The 22,221-nt window shown below is 67.7% G+C and carries 19 protein-coding genes and 1 pseudogene; 7 read left to right on the forward strand and 13 right to left on the reverse strand.

Features of this window, described 5'->3' with window-relative positions; all coding sequences use genetic code 11:
• The first annotated feature begins 131 nt into the window (after positions 1-131).
• Entirely contained in the window at positions 132-1,406 is a 1,275-nt protein-coding gene (locus BCO18175_RS20940; protein WP_174983666.1) for an APC family permease, read from the forward strand.
• Positions 1,407-1,568: 162 nt separating this feature from the next.
• On the opposite strand, the gene BCO18175_RS20945 is transcribed toward BCO18175_RS20940, so the two are convergent.
• The 4 genes and pseudogenes from BCO18175_RS20945 to BCO18175_RS20960 form a co-directional block, all read right to left on the reverse strand.
• Positions 1,569-1,865: an XRE family transcriptional regulator gene (locus BCO18175_RS20945; protein WP_011355454.1), complete on the reverse strand. Its 297-nt coding sequence runs from the start codon at positions 1,863-1,865 to the stop codon at positions 1,569-1,571.
• Between the two features lie 76 nt (positions 1,866-1,941).
• A pseudogene (locus BCO18175_RS20950) lies at positions 1,942-2,298 on the reverse strand (type II toxin-antitoxin system RelE/ParE family toxin); the annotation flags it as partial.
• A 121-nt stretch (positions 2,299-2,419) separates the two neighbouring features.
• Positions 2,420-3,406 carry a pca operon transcription factor PcaQ gene (pcaQ, locus tag BCO18175_RS20955; protein WP_174983668.1) on the reverse strand — a complete coding sequence of 329 codons (987 nt, stop codon included), beginning with the start codon at positions 3,404-3,406 and terminating at the stop codon, positions 2,420-2,422.
• Between the two features lie 77 nt (positions 3,407-3,483).
• Complete coding sequence (locus BCO18175_RS20960) at positions 3,484-4,224, reverse strand: helix-turn-helix domain-containing protein (RefSeq protein WP_174969384.1); 741 nt, start codon at positions 4,222-4,224, stop codon at positions 3,484-3,486.
• Between the two features lie 120 nt (positions 4,225-4,344).
• Between BCO18175_RS20960 and BCO18175_RS20965 the strand changes: the two genes are divergently transcribed.
• From BCO18175_RS20965 to pcaG, 3 genes are all read left to right on the forward strand, one after another.
• Positions 4,345-4,911: a YiiX/YebB-like N1pC/P60 family cysteine hydrolase gene (locus BCO18175_RS20965; RefSeq protein WP_174983670.1), complete on the forward strand. Its 567-nt coding sequence runs from the start codon at positions 4,345-4,347 to the stop codon at positions 4,909-4,911.
• A gap of 273 nt (positions 4,912-5,184) precedes the next feature.
• A complete protein-coding gene (gene pcaH, locus BCO18175_RS20970) occupies positions 5,185-5,892 on the forward strand; it encodes a protocatechuate 3,4-dioxygenase subunit beta (RefSeq protein WP_006489685.1) in 708 nt (235 codons plus the stop codon).
• 3 nt (positions 5,893-5,895) lie between these two features.
• Positions 5,896-6,489: a protocatechuate 3,4-dioxygenase subunit alpha gene (pcaG, locus tag BCO18175_RS20975; protein ID WP_059732799.1), complete on the forward strand. Its 594-nt coding sequence runs from the start codon at positions 5,896-5,898 to the stop codon at positions 6,487-6,489.
• Positions 6,490-6,947: 458 nt separating this feature from the next.
• On the opposite strand, the gene BCO18175_RS20980 is transcribed toward pcaG, so the two are convergent.
• Positions 6,948-7,727, reverse strand: a complete 780-nt coding sequence (locus BCO18175_RS20980) for an AraC family transcriptional regulator (RefSeq protein ID WP_174983672.1) — start codon at positions 7,725-7,727, stop codon at positions 6,948-6,950.
• A gap of 142 nt (positions 7,728-7,869) precedes the next feature.
• Between BCO18175_RS20980 and BCO18175_RS20985 the strand changes: the two genes are divergently transcribed.
• Positions 7,870-8,649, forward strand: a complete 780-nt coding sequence (locus tag BCO18175_RS20985; protein ID WP_174983674.1) for an alpha/beta fold hydrolase — start codon at positions 7,870-7,872, stop codon at positions 8,647-8,649.
• Between the two features lie 38 nt (positions 8,650-8,687).
• On the opposite strand, the gene BCO18175_RS20990 is transcribed toward BCO18175_RS20985, so the two are convergent.
• From BCO18175_RS20990 to BCO18175_RS21025, 8 genes are all read right to left on the reverse strand, one after another.
• Complete coding sequence (locus tag BCO18175_RS20990) at positions 8,688-9,515, reverse strand: M55 family metallopeptidase (RefSeq protein ID WP_174983676.1); 828 nt, start codon at positions 9,513-9,515, stop codon at positions 8,688-8,690.
• A complete protein-coding gene (locus tag BCO18175_RS20995) occupies positions 9,512-10,594 on the reverse strand; it encodes a DmpA family aminopeptidase (protein ID WP_174983678.1) in 1,083 nt (360 codons plus the stop codon). Before BCO18175_RS20995 ends, BCO18175_RS20990 begins: the two co-directional genes overlap by 4 nt.
• Entirely contained in the window at positions 10,594-11,487 is an 894-nt protein-coding gene (gene gsiD / locus BCO18175_RS21000; RefSeq protein ID WP_174983679.1) for a glutathione ABC transporter permease GsiD, read from the reverse strand. The genes BCO18175_RS20995 and gsiD overlap by 1 nt, the downstream gene beginning before the upstream one ends.
• Positions 11,488-11,494: 7 nt before the next feature.
• Positions 11,495-12,415: a glutathione ABC transporter permease GsiC gene (gene gsiC / locus BCO18175_RS21005; RefSeq protein WP_174910576.1), complete on the reverse strand. Its 921-nt coding sequence runs from the start codon at positions 12,413-12,415 to the stop codon at positions 11,495-11,497.
• Positions 12,416-12,494: 79 nt separating this feature from the next.
• Complete coding sequence (gene gsiB, locus BCO18175_RS21010; RefSeq protein WP_174983681.1) at positions 12,495-14,057, reverse strand: glutathione ABC transporter substrate-binding protein GsiB; 1,563 nt, start codon at positions 14,055-14,057, stop codon at positions 12,495-12,497.
• Positions 14,058-14,152: 95 nt separating this feature from the next.
• Positions 14,153-16,042: a dipeptide ABC transporter ATP-binding protein gene (locus BCO18175_RS21015; RefSeq protein ID WP_174983683.1), complete on the reverse strand. Its 1,890-nt coding sequence runs from the start codon at positions 16,040-16,042 to the stop codon at positions 14,153-14,155.
• 29 nt (positions 16,043-16,071) lie between these two features.
• Positions 16,072-17,073, reverse strand: coding sequence for an isoaspartyl peptidase/L-asparaginase family protein (locus BCO18175_RS21020; RefSeq protein ID WP_174983686.1), 1,002 nt, complete (start codon positions 17,071-17,073; stop codon positions 16,072-16,074).
• Entirely contained in the window at positions 17,070-18,014 is a 945-nt protein-coding gene (locus BCO18175_RS21025; protein ID WP_174984012.1) for a MurR/RpiR family transcriptional regulator, read from the reverse strand. Before BCO18175_RS21025 ends, BCO18175_RS21020 begins: the two co-directional genes overlap by 4 nt.
• 472 nt (positions 18,015-18,486) lie before the next feature.
• Between BCO18175_RS21025 and BCO18175_RS21030 the strand changes: the two genes are divergently transcribed.
• Together BCO18175_RS21030 and BCO18175_RS21035 are read left to right on the forward strand one after the other, a co-directional pair.
• Positions 18,487-19,758 carry an MFS transporter gene (locus BCO18175_RS21030; protein ID WP_174910591.1) on the forward strand — a complete coding sequence of 424 codons (1,272 nt, stop codon included), beginning with the start codon at positions 18,487-18,489 and terminating at the stop codon, positions 19,756-19,758.
• 27 nt (positions 19,759-19,785) lie between these two features.
• Positions 19,786-22,206, forward strand: a complete 2,421-nt coding sequence (locus BCO18175_RS21035) for a glycoside hydrolase family 31 protein (RefSeq protein WP_174983688.1) — start codon at positions 19,786-19,788, stop codon at positions 22,204-22,206.
• Positions 22,207-22,221: the final 15 nt, after the last annotated feature.

Raw genomic sequence — 22,221 nt, forward strand, 5'->3', positions numbered from 1 at the left:
GGCTGACACGCGCCGGGGCACGGACTACTAATCGCCGGGCCGCGCTGCCCTCATCGTTCGGGTAGCATCGGACGATTTTCCGCGCGGACGCGCGCGCCCAAACACAACAAGACTTCCGGAGACTGCTGCCCATGCCCTCGCATGCCGATTCGCCCGCCGCTCATCACTCGGGCTCGCTGACGATTTTCCAGGGCGCCGCGCTCTATATCGGCGCGGTGCTTGGCACCGGCGTGATCGCACTGCCCGCCCTGGCTGCCGACGTCGCGGGCCCGGCCTCGCTTCTCGCATGGGCCGCGCTCGTCGTGCTGTCCGGGCCGCTCGCGGCCACCTTCGCCGCACTCGGCGCGCGCTATCCCGATTCAGGCGGGGTGTCGACTTACGCGCGGCGCGCGTTCGGGCCGAAAGCCGCGGCGATCGTCGGCTGGTGCTTCTACTTCGCGGTACCGGCCGGTGCGCCGGCCGCCGCGATGTTCGGCGGCGCATACGTCGCGGCCGTCACGGGCGGCGGGCACACGACGATCATCGTCACGGCTGCCGCGCTGATCGCGACCGTGTCGGCCGCGAATGCATTCGGCGTCACCGTTTCGGGCCGCATGCAGCTCGTCTTGTCGGCACTGCTCGTCACGCTGCTGCTCGCCGCGGTGCTCGCCTCCGCGCCGCATGCGCGCACCGTGAACCTGCATCCGTTCGCGCCGCACGGCTGGCTCGCGGTCGGCCAGGCCGCCGCGCTGCTCGTGTGGAGTTTCGCCGGCTGGGAAGCGATCACGCATCTCGCGGCCGAATTCCGCCGGCCCGCGCACGACATGCCGCGCTCGGCCGGGATCGCGGTCGTGGTGGTCGGGTTCCTGTATCTGTCAGTCGCCGCCGCGAGCGTGACGGTGCTCGGGCCGTCCGCGGGCGCATCGGGTGCGCCGCTCGCCGAACTGATCGCGGGCGGCATCGGCGGCCACGCGCAGGTGCTGGCCGCCGCGGGCGCGCTGTTGCTCACGCTCGGCACGATGAACGCGTATTTCGCGGGCGCGGCCAAGCTCGGCGCGGCGCTCGGTCGCGACGGCGCGTTGCCCGCGTGGCTCGCGCAAGGCAGCCAGGTCGGCGGCGTCCCGCGCCGCAGTCTCGGCGTGATCGCTGTGCTCGCAGCCGTCGCACTGGCTGCGACGACGCTGTCGGACGTCGGACCGAAGCCGCTCGTGCTCGTCACGTCCGGATGCTTCGTGATGGTGTATGGGCTCGGCGCAGCCGCCGCGCTGAAACTGCTGCCGCGTGGCGGCATCGCGCGCCGATGTGCATGGATTTCTCTGGTCGCGGTCGCCGGGCTGTTCCTGACGACCGGCTGGTACATCCTGTGCCCGCTGATGCTCGCGGGCGGTGCGCTGCTCTATCTGCAGATGGCCGGGCCGCGTCAATGACCCGGCATGCGCGCGCGGGCCGGCACTCGCCCGCTTGCGGCGACGCGCCGGCTGATCATGAGCGAATCGACGACCGAATCGCTGGCCGGCTTGCCGGCCATTCCGCCGTGCGCATCGCACGGATGGTCGCGGACTCGGCCGTACACCGATTCTTCACGCCCGTCAGGCGGGCACCAGCTCGAAGCTGAGCCGTTTGCCGAGTGCGGCGGCCGCGCTCGCGAGCGTCGCCAGCGTGAGGCTCGTGTCGGTTTCGTCGAGCAGACGGTTGAGCGCGGCGCGGCTGGTTTTCATCCGCGCGGCCATCGCGGTTTTCGTGATGTGCTGCGCCTTCATTTCCTGCCCGATCTGCCAGGCGATCACGCGCTTGATCGCGGTGGCGGTGGCCGCTTCGAGATTGCCGTCCTCCTCGAGGAAGGTATCGAAATCGCTGCCGATATGCGGATTGTTCGTGGTCGTCATGGGGTACTCCAGTGCATGGCGTTGCCGGCTGCCTGACCGTCGACGACGGTGCGTTCCAGCACAACCGGTAAATTCGGATGGCGCGCGTCAGCGCTTTCAGGCGCACAACGGTGACATCGAGATCGTCCGACGGCGTGGCCCGCGACTGCTTGAAGAAGCCATGCAGCAGGACCATCGCGCCGCTGACGACCGTAAACAGCACGCGGGCGCTCCGCCCCGGCAACATCACGCGGATCTCCCACAGATCCTGCGCGATCTTCCGGACCAGCGGCATGCCGAGCGGCCAGCCCAGTTGAACGGTCTTGATCTCTTCGCCGATCGCCCTTCGCTCCGCTTGCCCGAGCGCCTTCAGCCATTCGCGCACCGGCTCGTTGCCACGGACCGTCTGGAAGAACCGCACGCCGAGCGTGACCTGGATCTGCTGTCTCGTCATCGTCTTGACACCAATCGCACCAAAATCGGTACGATACGCCAAGCACCACGAGGCCTGCTACTGACCGGATGGCCAATCCGGCAGCCGGGAACGGGCCGCGCTTGCCGCGCGGTCCGCCGGGTCAATCGTCGCGACGCGCCGGTTTGCGCGCGGCGCGTGAGGCCCCGCGTGCGCGCGTGTCGCCGAACCGCGACCGCGCGATGTCGCGCACGGCATCGATCAGCGTCCGCGCGACCGGCGACGGCTGCGCATCGGTGCGCAACACGAGCCCGACCGGCTCGTCGGTGCCCGCCGACGGCAGCGGCAGGCGTGCCAGCGCTCCGGCCGACAAATCGTATTCGGCCGCATAGAGCGGCACGAACCAGACCGCATCGTTCTCGAGCGCCAGCGCGCGCGCGACCGATACCGACAGCACCTCGATGAACGAATCCAGCGGCGGCACACCGCAGGCGCCGAGCAGTTGCTCGGCCGATTGGCGGATCAGCGTGCCGAACGGCGGCAGCACGACCGGATAGCGCGCGAGCTCGGCCGCCGGCGCCGCGCTCGAAAGCAGCGGATGCCCGGCGCGCACGACAGCAACGAGCGGCTCGTTGTACAACTGCTCGAACGCGAGCCCGATCATCCGCTCCGGCTCCGACAGCCGCCCGATCGCGCACTCGATCGCGCCGGACTTCAGGCGCTCGAGCAGATCGGCGTTCGCGGCCGTCGCGATCCGCACGACGACGCGCGGCCAGCGCTCGGCGAGCGCCTTCATCAACGCGGGCGCGAGCGATGCCGCGACGGTCGGCAGCATGCCGATTTCCAGCGTCGCGGCGGCGGCCCCGCCTTCGCGCGCGAGCAGCCCGACCCCTTGCCGCAGCGCCAGCACGCACGCGTTCGCGTGCGGCATGAACAACTGCGCCTCGCGGGTCGGCTGCGCGCCCTGCCGGCCGCGCTCGAACAGCTTCACGCCGAGGATCGCCTCCAGCTCGGCGATCGTCTTCGAGACGGCCGGCTGCGTGATCGACAGGCTTTCCGCGGCCTTCTGCACGCCGCCCAGCTGCGCGACGGCGAGAAAGCACTGCAGGTGCCGGAACTTGACGCGGCCGTCGGCGATACGATTATTCATAACGGGTGGTTATGCGATTGACGGTGAAATGCCATTTTGCATAACTTTCCGGATAGTCCCAAGCACTCGACGATGTATCACGACGCGACGCGCCGCAACGCCTGAAAACTGGCCGGCTCCCACATCCGCTTCGCGATCAGCAAGCTCGTCCCGTGCTTCTGCGCGAGCGGCGCGGACGACGATTCCGCGTGCAGCGCGGCCGCCTTGCTGCGCAACCGGCGCAACTCCAGGTCGAGCTCCGCAGCGGCGGCCTCCGTCAGCATCCCCTGCGAGAACGTCATCGTCTCGCCGTCGCGGTCGAAGCGGCTGTCGAGAAAATCGCCAAGCGCATGCGCATGGAAATAGCGGCGGATCGGCCCGCCCGGCAGCCAGTCGAAATCGCGCGCGACGCGCACGCGAATCCGGTCGCCCGGCAGCAGCGCGACGACGTTCATCCGGTCGAGCATCAGCAGGTATTTCACGCACTCGGCCTTCGTCACCTGATAGGCCGACACGATGTCCTGCACGGTCCAGTAGTTGATCGCGCAAACGGCGACGACGAGCAATTTCTCGTCCGACACCAGCAACGCCTCCTGCTGCTCGGTCAGCACGTGCAGCCTCGGCGCAGACGCCGATGCTTCCTGCACAAGCTCGGCCAGCGTGTAGCCGAGCAGTTGGGCGATCTCCACGACACGCTCCAGCGTAAAGCGGCCGCTGGCGAACAGCCGCTTCACGCTCGTCTCGGAGACGTCGAGGGCACGCGCGACATCGCGGTAAGTCATGCCCTGCGCCTTCAACTGGCGCTTCAGCGTTTCGATGAGTTGGGCGGTTTCAGTCATGTTGGTATCGAAAAATGGTGCTCCAGGTCAGATATTAGGCCACTTGTGCAGGCAGATGAACACTTTCGGATACTTGTCTGCATAATCCGCTCCGTGCTGTCACCGAACGACGGAGCCGAAATGACCACCCGAACCGAAATCGCCGCCTACGAATCGCATCACACCGCCCCGCGCGATGCCCGCGACACCGATCGCACGATGCCGCTCGCTACGGTCCGTACGCTGGCCGCCAGCGCGCACGTCGGGGATCTCGTGTTCATCCGCGTGCCGGCGAATGCACCGCGCGACGCGGCAGGCACCACGGGTGCGTGGGCCAATCGCTTCGGCATCGTCGTCGATACGTCGGGCGACGAGCCCGTGATCGCCGAATCCGCGTTTGCGTGGACGAAGCTCACGCCGCTGTCGCGCTTCGTGGCCCGTACCGACGGCGGACGCATCGCGCTGGCACGCCGCATCGCGGCACCGACCGCCGATGCGCAGCGCCAGGTGCATGCAACCGCTGAACGGCGAATCGACGCGCTGCTCGGCAACCGCTTCAACCTGCGGACGCGGCGCGGCTTCTGCGCGGACTACGTGAGCGACGTGCTCGGTGCCGATCGGGACGCGACGCCGGCCGCACTGCTGCGCAGCGGCACGCTGTCACTCGAATTCGACGGGATCGTGTTTGATCCCGGCCGCCAGTCATAACAGGCGCTCAGGGAGACCGGATAACAACAAGAACGACAACACAAAAAAGCGGCGACGGGTTGGCTGGAGGGCCGTGCACGGGGTCGTCACCGACGACGCGAAGCCCGATCGCTTTTTCCGCCGGACAGGCATCCTGTCCGGCGGAATTTTCATTGGTGCGTCGAACATAACGAACGGTTATGCGATTCGCGAAAAAAGGTCATTTTGCATAACTTTCCGGATTGGCTAAAGTCGTGCCATCCACTTCGCGAAATACCTATCAGGAGACGCCCGATGGATTCCCCCACGATCCTCACGCCGCGCGACTGGCCGTCGCATCCGGCCTATGTCCACCCCGAGTACCGTTCGTCGGTGAAGCGCGGCCCGACCCGCCCGCTGATCCCGCTGAAAGAGAAACTGCGCGACCAGTACGCGCCCGTCTACGGCGCCGAAGATCTCGGCGCGCTCGACCATGACCTGACGAAGAACGCCGTGAAGAACGGCGAGCCGCTCGGCGAACGCATGGTCGTCACGGGCCGCGTGCTCGACGAAGGCGGCAAGCCCGTGCGCAACACGCTCGTCGAGGTGTGGCAGGCGAACGCGGCCGGCCGCTACGTGCACAAGGTCGACCAGCACGATGCGCCGCTCGACCCGAACTTCCTCGGCGCGGGCCGCTGCCTGACCGACGACGAAGGCCGCTACCGCTTCCTGACGATCAAGCCCGGCGCGTATCCGTGGGGCAACCATCCGAACGCGTGGCGCCCGAATCACATCCATTTCTCGCTGTTCGGCGATTACTTCGGCTCGCGTCTCGTCACGCAGATGTACTTCCCCGGCGACCCGCTGCTCGCGTACGACCCGATCTTCCAGGGCACGCCCGAGGCCGCGCGCGATCGCCTGATCTCGCGCTTCTCGATGGACATCACCGAAGAAGGCTATGCGCTCGGCTACGAATTCGACATCGTGCTGCGCGGCCGCGACGCTACCCCGATGGAGCGCTGAACCATGACGACGCTGAAGCAAACCCCTTCGCAGACGGTCGGCCCGTACTTCGCGTACGGCCTGTGCCCGCAGCAATACGACTACGACCTGAAGAGCCTGTTCACGCCGACGATCGCCGCTGCACACGCCGAAGGCGAGCACGTGCTGCTGGTCGGCCAGGTGTTCGACGGTGACGGCAACGTCGTCGGCGACGCGGTGCTCGAATTCACGCAGGTGGACGGCGCGGGCCGCTACCCGGCGTCGCGCGACGACATCGCGAAATCCGGCTTCACGGGTTTCGCGCGGGTCGGCACCGGCACCGATGCGCAGCAGCGTTTCGTCGTCGAGACGGTAAAACCGGGCCGTATCGCCGCCGGCGAAGCGCCGCACATCAACGTGACCGTGATGATGCGCGGGATCCTCACCCACGCGTTCACACGCGTGTACTTCGACGACGAAGCCGCCGCGAACGCGGCCGACCCCGTGCTGAACGCGGTGCCGGCCGAGCGCCGCGCGACGCTCGTCGCGAAACGCGATGCGCAGCCGGGCCGCCCGGTCGTCTACCGCTTCGACATCCGCATGCAGGGGCCGGACGAAACCGTGTTCTTCGACGTGTGACGCGCGGGCCGGCGCACGCCGGTTTCGCCCGCTACCGCACCGCCGCGTGGCGCGATACCAACAGGCATCGCGGCACGCGGCGTTTTTCATGCTCCGTCGCATCATTCGATGCTGCGGCGCATCGCGCCGGGTCACGGGTGCCCATGCCCGTTGTCACATGCCTCTGTCTCCCGAATCGAACGCGCGATTGAAACGCATGCTGCGACCGCACATCACTCGTCGGTCCGGCAGGATATCGTTTGCGCGTTATGCGGCGTATTCTTCGTTATCCGCAACGCCTCAACGGAATTGAATCGCGACCAGCAATAATTACATATGTAATGCGCGACACCGCCCGGCAGGCTGTGCGCGCATTTTTTCTGACCGAGTGCCTTTAAACGCGTCTGACCGAAATTGGCAGGCGCGTATTTTTTTGTGCCAGCCGGCGCACGGGCGTGGCGCGCGCCGATTCGTTCCGGTTAGCGCCGAATCTCCAGATAGCGGCTCGGCGTGTCGCCCAGAATGCGGCGAAACGCCGACGTGAACGCGCTGGCGCTCGCGTACCCGAGATCGAGCGCGACGCGCGTCACCGATTGCCCGTCGCTCAGGCGTGCGATCGCCGCGAGCATGCACACCTGTTGGCGCCATGCGGCAAAACTCACGCCCGTCTGCGCGCGAAACTGCCGCGTGAACGTGCGACGGCTCACACCCGCGTCGGCGGCCACCTGGTCGAGATCGGCCGCGATCGACGGCGATGCGAGCAGGTGCCGGCACACCTTCGCCAGCCGTGCGTCGGCAGGCAGCGGCGCATGCAGCGACAGGCGCGGCATCGTCGCGATTTCCGCGACCAGCAGCGCCATCAGCTTGCCCGCGCGCCCGTCGACGTCGTACAGGGCCGGCAGGTCGATCGCATCGTCGATCAGTTGGCGCAGCAGCGCCGATACGCCATACACGCCGCACTGCGCGGGCAGACCCGCCTCCAGCGCGGCGTCTGCGGCCACGAACGTGTTGAGCATCGTGACCGGCCCGGTCATCGTCATTTCGTGCCGCACGCCGGCCGGCACCCAGCACGCGCGCTGCGGCGGCACCAGCCAGCGCCCGTGCGGCGTCGACACGCTGATCGTGCCGCGCGACGCGAACGCGAATTGCCCGCGCCCGTGCGCGTGATCCGGAAACGTCGTGCCCGCCGCATAGTCGTTCGCGGTCACGACCACGCTCCGGGGAATGTTTTCGTAGGGATCTAGCAGCGTATTTCTCACGGCCCGAATTCCATCATCAATGACCCTATATCGAAGGCGGGTCTCCTTCGCGCGATCTACGATCCGCTCCACCCTTGCGCGACCTGACGGCCGCAAGACCCGTCGGCCTGATCGGCCGGATTACCACTGCATCGGAGCGGACATGCCGAATACGTTTCATCGCGTGGGGGACGGCCCCCACCCTGTTCTTGTACTGCCCGGCTGGTTCGGCGACGCCCGCGCGTTCGAACCCGTCGAAGCGTGGCTGTCGCGCGAGCATTTCAGCTATGTATTCATGGACTACCGAGGTTACGGCCGCATGCGCGACGCAGCGGGCGACTACACGATCGACGAGATCGCCGCCGACGCGCTCGCGCTGGCCGACGCACTCGATTTCGCGACCTTCAGCATCGTCGGCCACTCGATGGGCGCAATGGCGGCCGAGAAAGTCGCCGTCATGGCGCCCGGGCGCGTGCGCGCGCTGGTGCCGGTCACGCCCGTGCCGTGCGGCGGCTTGCCGTTCGACGCGGAGAAACGCGCGCTATTCGAGCGCGCGGCCGACCACGTCGCCGATCGCCGGACCATCATCGATCGCAGCACCGGCGGCCGGCTGCCCGCCGCCTGGGTCGAGTGGAAAGCCGCGTATTCGGCAGCCCGTTCGTCGCCATCTGCGTTCAGCGCGTACTTCCGCGCGTGGGCCGATACGGATTTCAGCGACGAGATCGCCGGCATCCATCCGGTGAAAGTGCTCATCGGCGAGCACGATCCGGCGTTCGACGCGGCGTTGATGGCCCGCACCTACCTGCGGCGCTATCCGCTCGCCACCGTCGACGTGCTGCGCAATGCGGGCCACTATCCGATGAACGAGACGCCGCTCGCGCTGGTCGCGGCGATGGAAGCGTTCCTGCTCGCCTCGACGGCGAGCCCGGTCGGCAACCCCTGACGACGCGCGGCGCGCAAGCGGCACGGCGACGACACGCATCACCGCAGCATGAACGACATCGCCGACAAACTGTTCAGCGTGCGCACCACATGCTCGACCGACGGCCCGTCGAAGCGCAGCGTCACCGCATCGACGCGCTCGAGCGACGGCAGCACGCAGAACAGGTCGGCCAGCGCCGCCGTCTGCACGCGCAGCGTGCACGCGGCCGGCGCGGGCCGATGGGCGCCGGCGCGCACGCCTGCCGACACTGCGTGCGCGACCGTTTCGCGCGCGGCGGTTGCGATCCGCGCACATGACGCGGCGGGCGTGAGCGTATCGCCGCTCGATGCGCCGCCGGCCGTCTTGATCGTCTCGAAATGCGCATCCGGAAACAGCGGTTGCGTTTCCTCCGTGAACACGTCGTCACCCGTGGCCAGCGCGACGTGCGCGCCGTATTCCCGCGCCAGCGCACCGTACAGCCCGGCTTCGCCGAGTTCGACGCCGTTCAGCCACACCTGCGTGAACGCGAAGCTGTTGATCGTGTGCGCGAGTACGCCGCGCGTCTGCGATTTCGCGTGATAGCCGATCATGAACACGAGATCGGGCTGCTGTTCGAGGCCCGCCATCATCCCGAGCGTGCGCGGCTTGCCGAGCACGACGCGCGCACGCGCATCGAGCCCGTCGGGCAGCAGGTTGCGAAAGCCGCCGTGCGAATCGTTGACCCACACGGCCTGCGCGCCGCCCGTGAACGCGCCTTCGATCGCCGCGTTCGCCTCGGCGGTCATCCAGCGGCGCGCGCGCTCGTATTCCGGATTGCCGGCGCGCGTCTGCTCGGTGGCGAATACGCCGGCGACGCCTTCGATATCGGTCGAAATCAGGATCTTCATGACTGGGTAAGACGTCCTTCGTGGCCTTCGTTGAACAGGCGATCGAGATCGGGCACCGCATCGCGCAGCGATTGCCGCATGTGGCCGTCGCGCCCCGCCACCGTCACGGCCTGCAGCAACGCATCGGCGATCGCGTGTTCGACGCTTTCGGCCGCGGCCATGAACAGCGGGTCGAGCGCGGCATCGGCGACGAGGGCCGGTAGCGCGATGGTCGATGCGTCGTGCGCGATCGTGTATGCGGTGGAGAATGCGAGCGCGATGTCGCCGCTGCCGTGCCCGTAGACCGAGCCCGTGCGGGCCAGCCCCGCACCTGCACGGCGTGCGAGCCGCGACAGTTGTCGCGCATCGAGCGGCGCATCGGTGGCCAGCAGCAGGATGATCGAGCCCTGCTCGGGCGCCGCCGCGTGCGCGGCCGCGGCCGCACGCCGTTGCGCGGCGATGCGCCCGACCGGCACACCGCCGAGCGTCAGCATCGGCAGCCGGCCGAAATTCGCGAGCACGAGTGCGCCGACCGTATAGGGCCTGCCGGCCGCGACGGCGACGCACGATGCCGAACCGATCCCGCCCTTCAGGTCGAAGCTCGACATCCCGCGCCCGGCGCCCACCGCGCCGCGTGCGACGTCGCGCGATGCCGCGCGGTACGCGTCGTCGTAATGCGCGGCCGTGACCGCGAATGCCTGGATATCGTTCAGGTAGCCGTCGTTGCACTCGAACACGAGCGGGTTGACGGTCGACCAGTCGCGGCCGATCTGCGGATTCGCCGCGATCGCCGCGCGGATCTGCGCCTGCGCGACCGCGCCGACGCCGAACGTATTGGTCAGTGCGATCGGCGTCTCGAGCGTGCCGAGCTCGTCGACCTGCACGAGCCCGACACTCTTGCCGAAGCCGTTGATCACCGCAGCCCCCGCCGGTACCTTGCTGCGGTACACGTCACCCGGATGCGGCTTCACGACCGTCACACCCGTCTGCACGTTGCCGGCATCAAGCGTGCAATGGCCGACCGTCACACCCGGCACGTCGGCGATCGTGCCGCGCGGCCCGGCCGGCAGCGTTGCCGCCCACATCGGTGCACTGCGCATCAGCGGCGCTCCAGCTTGGGATCGAGCGCGTCGCGCAGCCCGTCGCCGAGCAGGTTGAACGCGAGCACGGTCAGGAAGATCGCGAGGCTCGGGAAGATCGCGATGTGCGGCGCCGTCACCATGTCCGCACGCGCCTCGTTGAGCATCGCGCCCCACTCCGGCGTCGGCGGCTGCGCGCCGAGCCCGAGGAACGACAGGCTCGCGGCCGTGATGATCGACGTGCCGATCCGCATCGTGAAGTAGACGACGACCGACGACACGGTGCCCGGCAGGATGTGCCGCATGATGATCGTCCGGTCCGACGCGCCGATGCTGCGCGCGGCCTCGACATAGGTCATGTGCTTGAGCATCAGCGTGTTGCCGCGCACGAGCCGCGCGAACGCCGGGATGCTGAAGATCGCGACCGCGCAGATCACGTTGACCATCCCGTTACCGAGGATCGCCACCACGCCGATCGCGAGCAGGATGCCCGGGAACGCGAACAGCACGTCGGCCACGCGCATCGTGATGCGGTCCCACCAGCCTTCGTAGTAGCCGGCGAGCAGCCCGAAGAACGTGCCGATCACCGCGCCGAGCGCGACCGAGAAAAAGCCGGCCGCGAGCGAGATGCGCGTGCCCGCGATGATCCGGCTGAAGATGTCGCGGCCGAGCGAATCGACACCGAACCAGTGCACGGCCGACGGCCCCGCGTTCAGCGCGTCGTAGTCGAAATAGTTTTCCGGATCGAACGGCACGATGTGCGGGCCGACGAACGCCAGCACGACAAGCGCCAGCACGAAGCCGCCCGCGACGAGCGCGACGGTCTGCTTGCGGAACTTGCGCCAGAATTCGCGCCACGGCGTGCGGATCGCGGTCGGTGCGGCCGGCGCCGCGGTCGGGACTGTCGCGTTCATGCGCGCCTCACTTGAACCGGATGGTCGGGTTGATGACCGCGTACAGCACGTCGACGGTCAGGTTGATCAGGATGAACTCGAGCGAAAACAGCAATACGATCGCCTGGATCACCGGGTAGTCGCGCATCGTCACCGCATCGACGAGCAGGCGCCCGAGCCCCGGCCAGTTGAACACGACCTCGACGACGATCGAGCCGCCGAGCAGGAAGCCGAACTGCAGCCCCATCATCGTGACGACCGGGATCATCGCGTTGCGCAGGCAGTGCTTGAGCACCACCATCGGCTCGTGCACACCCTTCGCACGCGCGGTGCGGACGAAATCCTCGTTCAGCACCTCGACGAACGACGCGCGCGTGAAGCGCGCCATCACGGCCGCGACCGCGGCGCCGAGCGTCAGCGACGGCAGCACGTAGCTCTTCCACGAGCCGTCCGGCACGACCGGCAGCCAGCCGAGCTTCACCGAGAAGATTTCCATCAGCAGCATGCCGAGCGCGAACGCGGGAAACGAGATGCCCGACACCGCGAGCGTCATGCCGAGGCGGTCCGGCCAGCGGTTGCGCCACACCGCCGACGCGATCCCGATCGCCATCCCGAAGGCCGTCGCCCACACCATGCTGACGAGCGTCAGCATCAGCGTCGGCATGAAGCGCTCGCCGATCTCGGTCGAGACCGGCCGCTTGCTGCGCGTCGACATGCCGAAGTCGCCGTGCGCGATCTTCGTGAAGAAGTTCACGAACTGCGCGGGCAGCGGCCGGTCGAGTCCGAGATCGGCACGCACGAGCGCGACCGTCGCGTCGTCGGCTTCGGGGCCGGCCGCGAGCCGCGCCGGATCGCCCGGCAGCAGGTGGACGAACAGAAACACCAGCACCGCGACGATCGCGAGCGTGGGCAGCAGGCCGAACAGGCGTTTGACGAGAAAATTCAGCATGAGGCACCGATCGAATCAGCGTGCCGGCGGCTTGCGCCGCCGGCACCGCATGGCGGACGAACCGCCGTCATCACCACTGTCATTTCAGCGAGATTTCGTCGAAGTTGAACGAGCCGTCCGGCATCACGTACGCGCCCTGCAGCCGCTTGCTGCGCGCATACACGATCTTCTCCTGCACGAGGAAGATCCACGGTGCATCGGCCCAGATCTGCTTCTGCGCATCGGCGTAGAGGTCGGTCTTCTTCGCGCGATCGACCGTCTCCAGCGCCTTCGTCAGATCGCCGTCGACCGTGTCGTTCTTGTAGTACGCGGTGTTGACGAGCTTCGGCGGCGCCGACGCGCCGGCGAGCAGCGGCGTGATCGCCCAGTTCGCCTCGCCGGTCGACGACGACCAGCCGATGTAGTACATCCGCACCGGCGCCTTCGCCGGATCCGGCGCGCTCTCGACCTTCGCGACGCGCTCGCCGGCTTCCAGCGCCTGCACCTGCACCTTCACGCCGACCTGCGCGAGCTGCTGCTGCACGAACTGGATCGCCTTCTGCGACGTCGAGTTGTTATACGCGGACCACAGCGTCGTCTCGAAGCCGTTCGGATAGCCGGCCTCCTTCAGCAGCGCGCGCGCCTTCGCCGGGTCGTACGGCCACGGGCCCAGCTTCGTCGCGTAGTCGACACCCTGCGGCACCACGCCGGTCGACGGCGTCGCGAAGCCGGAGAACGCGACCTTCGCGAGCGCTTCCTTGTTCACCGCATAGTTCAGCGCCTGGCGCACCTTCGGGTTGTCGAACGGCTTCTGCTGCATGTTCAGCGACACGTAGCGCTGCACGATCGACGCCCGCTCGACGATGTCGACCTTCGGGTTGCCCTTCAGGTCGACCGCCTGCTCGAACGGGATGCGGAACGCGAAATCGGCTTCGCCCGTCTTGATCAGCGCCGCCCGCGTGTTGTTGTCGACCACCGGCTTCCAGTCGATCGCGTCGATCTTCGGATAGCCCTTCTTCCAGTAGCCGGCGAACTTCTTCACCTTCAGGTCGTCGGTCTGCTTCCATTCGACGAACTCGAACGGGCCCGTGCCGACCGGATGCAGCGCGATGTCGCGGCCCCACTTCTTCAGCGCGGCCGGCGAGATCATCACGGCCGACGGGTGCGCGAGCGTGTTGATCAGCGCCGAGAACGGCTCGCGCAGCGTGATCTTCACCGTGTACGGATCGACCACTTCGGTCTTCTCGATCACGCGGAACATGTTGTAGCGCTTCAGATGGTTCGCGGGATCGGTCACGCGGTCGAAGTTCGCCTTCACGGCCGCCGCGTTGAAATCGGTGCCGTCGTGGAATTTCACGCCCTGGCGCAGCTTGATCGTGTAGACCTTCGCATCGGGGCTCGCGTCGTAGCTGGTCGCCAGCACGTTGACGAGCTTCATGTCCTTGTCGAAGCCGAACAGCCCCTGGTAGAACGACTTCACGACGGCCTGCGACACCGTATCGTTCGCGTCGTACGGATCCATCGTCGTGAACGTCGAGTCCACCGCCATCACCGCGGTCTGCTGCGCGAACGCGGGCACCGCGGCCGACAGCGCGAACGCGCCGGCAAGCGCGACGAAACACGCGCGCGGACGAAACATCGGAAACGGATGCTGCTTGGTCATTTTGCTGGGCTCCTATCGGTGAATCGGTGACGCCTCACGGGCGTTTCGGTTTCGACTTCCTGCAAGCTCGCGCATCGCCGTGGCGATGCATTCCTTCAGTACGCGCCGCCGACGCGGTGCGTTGCGACGTAATGATCGGGGCCGACCGCGACGAGCGGCGCGACGGCGGGCTCGTCGCCGACCGCGCGGATCGGGCTGGGAATCTCGTCCGCCGCGAGCTGGCGCGGCGCATGCCGGCGCGCGGGGTCGGCCACCGGCACCGCGCTCATCAGCTTCTTCGTATAGGGGTGCTGCGGTGCCTCGAACACGGCGCGGCGCGGGCCGATCTCGACGATCTGGCCGAGATACATCACCGCGACGCGATGGCTGATGCGTTCGACCACGGCCATGTCGTGCGAGATGAACAGGTACGCGACGCCGAGCTCGCGCTGCAGGTCGAGCATCAGGTTGACGATCTGCGCCTGCACCGACACGTCGAGCGCCGACACCGATTCGTCGGCGATCACGACCTTCGGGTTCAGCGCGAGCGCACGCGCGATCGCGATCCGCTGGCGCTGGCCACCCGAGAATTCATGCGGATAACGGCGCGCGGCCTCCGGCGGCAGGCCGACCTTGTCGAGCAGCCAGTCGACGCGCGCCTGCGCTTCACGGCCGCTCGCGACGCCGTGCACCAGCAGCGGCTCCATGATCGAGAAGCCGACGGTCAGGCGCGGATTCAGCGACGCGAACGGATCCTGGAAGATGAACTGGATGTTCCGGCGCAGCGCCTGCAGGTCCGCGCCCTTCATCGCGCTGATGTCGCGGCCGTCGAATTCGATCGAGCCGCTCTGCGATTCGACGAGGCGCAGCAGCGAGCGGCCGGTGGTCGACTTGCCGCAGCCCGATTCGCCGACCAGCGCGAGCGTCTCGCCCGCGCGCAGTTCGAAGCTCACGCGCTCGACCGCATGCACGTATTGCGACACGCGACCGAACACGCCGCTCTTCACCGGAAAGCGCGTCACGAGATCGCTCACGCGCAGGATCGGCGACGCCGACTGATCGACGGGCGGCTGCGCCTCGCCGTTCGCCGCCGGTGCTGCCGCGCTCGCGCCCTCCACCTTCAGCAGCGGGAATTTCTCGGGTGCGTCGGTGCCCTGCATCGAACCGAGCTTCGGCACGGCCGCGAGCAGCGCGCGCGTGTAGCGATGCTCGGGCGCCGCGAAGATGCGATCCGATTCGCCCTCCTCGACCTTCTCGCCGCGATACATCACGAGCACGCGGTCGGCCACTTCGGCCACCACGCCCATGTCGTGCGTGATGAAGATCACGCCCATGTTCATTTCGTCCTGCAGCCCGCGCACGAGTTGCAGGATCTGCGCCTGGATCGTCACGTCGAGCGCGGTGGTCGGCTCGTCGGCGATCAGCAGCGAAGGCCGGCACGACAGCGCCATCGCGATCATCACGCGCTGCCGCATCCCGCCCGACAACTGGTGCGGATAGCGCGCGAACACGCGGCGCGCCTCCGGAATGCGCACGAGTTCGAGCAGCCGCAGCGTCTCCGCGCGCGCTTCCGTCGCGCTTTTAGACTGATGCAGCGCGATCGCCTCGCTGATCTGGTCGCCGACCGTGAACACCGGGTTCAGCGACGTCATCGGCTCCTGGAAGATCATCGCGATATCCGCGCCGCGAATGCCGCGCATCGTCGAGCCGCTCGCCTGCGCGAGATCGACGAGCGCGCCGCCGCGCCGGCGGAATGCGATCCGGCCGTTCGTGATCGCGCCGCCGCCGTGCTCGACGAGCCGCATCAGCGCGAGCGACGTGACCGACTTGCCCGAGCCCGATTCGCCGACGATCGCGAGCGTCTCGCCGCGATCGACGTGAAACGACACGTTGCGCACCGCGTCGAACGTCGCACCTTCGCGGCGGAACGTGACCGACAGGTCGTCGACGGCCACCACGCGCTGCTCGGGCAGCACCAGGCCGGACGGGTTACGGCTCGAAGTCATCGTGGGTCTCCTCCTCGTGCGGTCCGCTTTCAGGCCGTGTCGTCGTCGCGATAGATGCCGACCACCGGCGCTTCACCTACGCGCGCGTAGCCGCGGTACATCCCTTCGGTGTTGAACGGCATCGCGACGTTGCCGTGCGCGTCGACCGCGATGATCCCGCCACGGCCGGCGAGGCGCGGCAGCTTGTTCATCACGACGTCGTGCGCGGCGTCGGCGAGCGATGCGCCGCGATACGCGATCTGCGCAGCCACATCATGTGCGGTCGCGAGCCGGATGAACATCTCGCCGGTGCCCGTCGACGATACCGCGCACGTTGCGTCGTCCGCGTAGCAGCCCGCGCCGATGATCGGCGAATCGCCGACACGCCCCGGCTGCTTGTTCGTGATGCCGCCCGTCGACGTCGCCGCCGCGATGTGGCCGTGCCGGTCGCACGCGACCGCGCCGACCGTGCCGTGCTTGCGGTCCGGATCGAGCGGTTCGGCGGGTTGCGGCTGCGATTGTGACGCGCCGAATGCTAACGATGCCGCGTCGTGGTCGAGCATCATGCCGGCCGCTGCGCGCGCCTTGACCCACTGCGCGTGACGCGCCTCGGTGTCGAAATAGCCCGGTTCCGCGAGTTCGAGCCCCTGTGCGGCCGCGAACGCATCGGCGCCCTCACCCGCGAACAGCACATGCTCGCTTGCTTCCATCACGCGCCGCGCGGCAAGCACCGGATTGCGCACGCGCGTCGCGCAGCAGATCGCGCCGGCGCCGAGCGTCGCGCCATCCATGACCGCCGCGTCGAGCTCGTGCTTGCCTTCGGCCGTATAGACGGCGCCGCGCCCGGCATTGAACAGCGGGCAGTCCTCGAGCATCCGCACCGCGACGGTGACGGCGTCGAGCGCGCTGCCGCCGTCGGCCAGCACCTGTTGCGCGGCCTCCAGGATCGCGGTCAGTTCGGCACGGTACTGACGTTCGGTGTCGGAATCCATCGCCTCGCGCAGGATGGTGCCTGCGCCGCCGTGAATCGCAACGATCGCGGGTGAAGTCATGTTTTTTTCGGACGGTGAGAAGAAGGGTTGGCGGCCGGCGGCGTCGCTTGCGGCTGCATGAGCCACGGCAGCAGGAATTCGGTCATCTCGGCCGCGGATTTCGCGGACCGGTGCGTGCGCAGCGCGACCGCGTCGATCAGCGCCTCGATCATCGCGAGCACGGCCGCTTCCGACGTGGCCGCGAAGCGCCGTTCGGCCTTGACGTACAGGTTCAGCGACGCGACCGGTGCAAGCGGCGATTGCGGGCCGTCGGAGATACCCAGTACGCGCGCACCGCGTGCGGCCGCGCGACGGGCGAGTTCGATCGTGTCCTTCACATAACGCGGAAACGCTAGCGCGATCACGAGATCGCGCGAGTCGGCCGTATAGAGGCGCCGCGCCGCGTGCGACGGGCCGCCGAGCAGCGCGAGCGACTGCACGTTGTCATGACAGACGGACAGCCCGTGCTCCATCAGCCCGGTGAGAAACGCGCTCGACCCCGCGCCGAGGATCAGCACGCGCCGCGCGCCGACGATCGCCTCGACCGCGGCTTCGACATCGGCCGCGTCCAGTTGCGCGCGCGTGTTCTCGATGTTCGCGACCGCCTGGTCGAAGACCGCGTCGATCCATGCGGCACCGCGTACGCCCGGTTCCTGCTCCTGCGCGGAACGCAGCCGCTCGACCGGCCCGAGCGTCGCCTCGAAGCCGCGCACGAGCGCCGCGCGCATCGCCGGATAGCCGTCGAAACCGAGCGCCTTCGCGAAGCGGTTCGCGGTCGCGATCGACGCATTCACGGCCTGCGCGAGTTCGTCGATGCGCATCGTCGCCGCGCGGAACGGATTCGCGAGCACGAACTCGCCCATGCGGCGATGGATCGGCGTCATCAACGGCATCGCCGACGCGATCCGCTCGGCGATCGCGGGTTCGTCGTGACTGGCGTCGTGCGGAACGAGAAGCGTCATGCGAAGGGTTGTTGCAAGGAAGATGAAAATGAATTTACACAACTCCAATCTCAAAAAGAAATAAATTTTCATCAGGGTTGTCACGCCCCATCCCGCGCCCGTCGCTCGCCCGACACCCGCACAGCCCCGCCGCACGGGCCTTTGGCGCGTGATCGCCGTCCGTCGCCACGGGCGTTGATTGCCCTCGCATATCGGGAAAACCCCGAGCAAGTTCGTTCGAATGCAATTTCACGTTGACCGGATTCGAATTCGAACATAGGATGTTCGAAAATGATCAGTCGTCAGATAACATTGGCCTTCAACGAAGGTGAAATGTTCGCTTGAACACCATTATTCCGACTCAAATCGGAAAAAATGGCGCCAATCAAGATCGGACATCGTACAAATAAAGCGAAAACAAGCCATCCCGAACGGATGGTCGTCATGGATCGGGCCGGCGCCACGCGCCGGCCCTGCCCGACAGGAGACAGCAGTGAAGACAGTCAAGGCGTTGCGTTGGTGGATCATCGTGCTCGTATGTCTCGGCACGATCCTCAACTACCTCGCACGGAATTCCCTCGCGGTGCTCGCCCCCGAGCTGAAGCAGGTCTTTTCGATCTCGACGCAGCAGTATTCGTACATCGTCGGCGCGTTCCAGATCGGTTACACGATCATGCAGCCGGTGTGCGGCTTCGTCGTCGACCTGATCGGGCTGCGGCTCGGGTTCGCGTTGTTCGCGATGCTGTGGTCGGTGGTCGGCGTCGCGCACGGCTTCGCGTCGGGCTGGCTGTCGCTCGGCGTCCTGCGCGGCTTCCTGGGCCTGTTCGAAGCCGCCGCGATTCCGTCGGGGATGAAGGCGGTTGCCGAATGGTTTCCCGATCGCGAGAAATCCGTCGCGGTCGGCTATTTCAACGCGGGCACGTCGCTCGGCGCCGCGATCGCGCCGCCGCTCGTCGTGTTCCTGTCGATGCGGTACGGCTGGCAGGCCGCGTTCATGGCCACCGGCGCGCTCGGCTTCGTGTGGGCCGCGCTCTGGTACACGCAATACCGGTCGCCGTCGGACCATCCGCGCATTACGCCGCAGGAGCGCGCGCTGATCCGCGACGGCCAGGCGACGATGCCGCCCGTGTCGAAGCGCCGCATCCGCGACGTCGTCACCGCACGGCGCTTCTGGGCCATCGCGCTGCCGCGCTTCTTCGCCGAGCCCGCGTGGCAGACCTTCAGCTTCTGGATCCCGCTGTATCTCGCGACTGAGCGCCACATGGAACTCAAGCAGATCGCGATCTTCGCGTGGATGCCGTTTCTCGCGGCCGACCTCGGCGGCATCGCGGGCGGCTACCTGTCGCCGTATCTGGCCAAGCGGTTCGAGTTGCCGCTCGTGTGGTCGCGCGTTGCCGGCGTCGCGCTCGGCGCGGTGCTGATGCTCGGGCCCGCGATGATCGGGCTCGTGGCGTCGCCGTACACGGCCATCGCGCTGTTCTGCGTCGGCGGCTTCGCGCACCAGATGATCTCCGCGCTCGTCAACACGCTGTCGGCCGACGTGTTCGATCCCGAGGAAGTCGGCACCGCGAGCGGCTTCGCCGGGATGGCCGCGTGGATCGGCGGGCTCGGTTTCTCGCTGCTGGTCGGCGCGCTCGCCGACAAGATCGGCTATGCGCCGCTGTTCGCGTGCCTCGGCCTGTTCGACATCATCGGCGTCACGCTGCTCGCGGTGCTGATCCGCGGGCAGTCGAAGCAGGAACGCCTGCTCGCACGGCACGCCTGACCTTCGCTCTCACCAGGAATCGCATTCATGACTTCGCTTCTTCATCCGCCCGTGTTCCGCGTCGCCGGCCAGCTCGCGAACCGTGTGCTGCTCGCGTCCGAGGCGGGCGCAACCGTCGAGATCTTCGTGCTCGAGGACGACATCGTGCGGGTGCGCGTACTGCCCGACGCGACGGCACGCAACCCGCGCACGTGGTCGATCGCGCCGGGCCTCGACGACGTGCCGCTCGACGGGCGCGACCGTCTCGACCTCGACGGCTTCGCCCTGCCCGCCTATACGCTCGTCGAAGACGACGACCTCGTGTGCATCGAAACCGCGCAGATCCGCGTCGCGGTGCGCAAGCAAGGCGGCCACTGCACGTGGTCGATGCGCGGCGCGGACGGCGCGTGGCGCGTCGCACTCGCCGACCGCGCGACGCAGGCGTACAACTTCGGCTGGTGGGACGATCGCGCGTATCACTACGTCGCTCGCGAGCGCGGCGACAAGGTGTTCGGCCTCGGCGAACGCGCGGGCGACCTCGACCGCACCGGCGCACGCTTCGAGATGCGCAACATCGACGCGATGGGCTACAGCGCGAAGCACACCGACCCGCTGTACAAGCACATTCCCTTCTACATCACGTGGTCGCCCGATGCATGCCAGGGGTTCGGGCTGTTCTACGACACGCTGTCGGACTGCTCGTTCGACATGGGCCGCGAGCTCGACAACTATCACGGCCCGTACCGCTATTTCGTCGCCGAGCACGGCGATCTCGACTACTACTTCATCGCGTCGCCCGACACGCCGCTCGCGGCCGCCCGGCGCTTCACGTGGCTGACGGGGCGCCCCGCGCGCACGCCGAAATGGGGGCTCGGCTATTCGGGCTCGACGATGAGCTACACCGATGCGCCGGACGCGCAGCAGCAGATGAACCAGTTCGTCGAACAGTGCGACACGCACGACATCCTGTGCGATTCGTTCCACCTGTCGTCGGGCTATACGTCGATCGGCGCGAAGCGCTACGTGTTCAACTGGAACCGCGACAAGTTTCCCGACGCGAAGGGCTTCGTGAAGCATTACCGCGACCACGGCATCCGCCTGTGCGCGAACATCAAGCCGTGCCTGCTGCGCGACCATCCCGCATTCGAAGACGCGGCAAGGCGCGGGCTGCTGATCCGCTCGGCGTCCGGCGAGCCTGCATGGGTGCAGTTCTGGGACGAAGTCGGTGCGTATCTCGACTTTACGCAGCCTGACGCGTACCGCTGGTGGCGCGAGCAGGTCACGTCGGCGCTGCTCGAATACGGAATCGAGTCGACCTGGAACGACAACAACGAGTACGAGATCTGGTCGCCCGACGCGATCGCACACGGCTTCGGCCAGCCGTTTCCGGCGCGCGAGGCGAAAGTGCTGCAGACGATGCTGATGATGCGCGCGTCGCGCGAAGCGCAGCGCGCGCATGCGCCGGCGCAGCGGCCGTTCCTCGTGTCGCGCTCCGGCGGCGCCGGCATGCAGCGCTATGTGCAGACCTGGTCCGGCGACAACACCACGTCGTGGGAAACCTTGCGCTACAACCTGAAGATGGGCCTCGGGCTCGCGCTGTCGGGCGTGTCGAACATCGGCCACGACATCGGCGGCTTCTCCGGGCCCGCGCCGTCGCCGGAACTGCTGCTGCGCTGGGTGCAGTTCGGCATCTTCATGCCGCGCTTCAGCATCCATTCGTGGAACGACGACGGCACCGTCAACGAGCCGTGGATGTACCCGGAGACCACCGCGCAGATCGCGTCGCTGATCAAGCAGCGCTACCGGCTGCTGCCCTACCTCTATCACCTGCTGTGGCTGTCGACCACGCGCTACGAGCCCGTGCTGCGGCCGACCTTCGCCGATTTCCCCGGCGACGCGCGCTGCTACGACGCGTGCGACGACATGATGCTCGGCGACGCGCTGCTCGTCGCACCGGTCGTCGATCCCGGCCTGACCGAACGCGCCGTCTACCTGCCGTCGGGCGCGCGCTGGATGTGCTGCGCGAGCGCACAGTCGTTCGACGGCGGCACGAGCGTGACGCTGCCCGCGCCGTTCGATACACCGGTGATGTTGTTGCGTGAAGGCCGCGTGCTGCCGCTGAACGTCGCGGAACAGCATTTCAGCGCGCGTGCCGACACGCGCGGCTTCCTCGTCGCGCCGCGCATCGAGGACGGTGTCGCATACGGCGAATGCGTCGAGGACGACGGCGAGACGGAAGCATGGCGCGACGGCGAATACGGGCTGTGGCGCATCGAAACGGGCCGCGAGGCGTCGGGCGCGCTCGGCGTATCGGTACGCTGGGACGGCCGCCCGGCGCGCCCGTCCGACCGCGTCGAGATCCTGCTGCCCGCGTCGCTGCAAGGCCCGGTCGCCGTGCGCGGCGCGCGCGTCGAGCAGGATGCGCCGGACGGCGCATGGCGCCGCCTCGTCGTCGCATTCGATAGCTGAACCGCGTCATCGCAC

Origin of the sequence: Burkholderia lata (genome assembly GCF_902499335.1) — a bacterium.
Classification (GTDB): Bacteria; Pseudomonadota; Gammaproteobacteria; order Burkholderiales; family Burkholderiaceae; genus Burkholderia; species Burkholderia lata_B.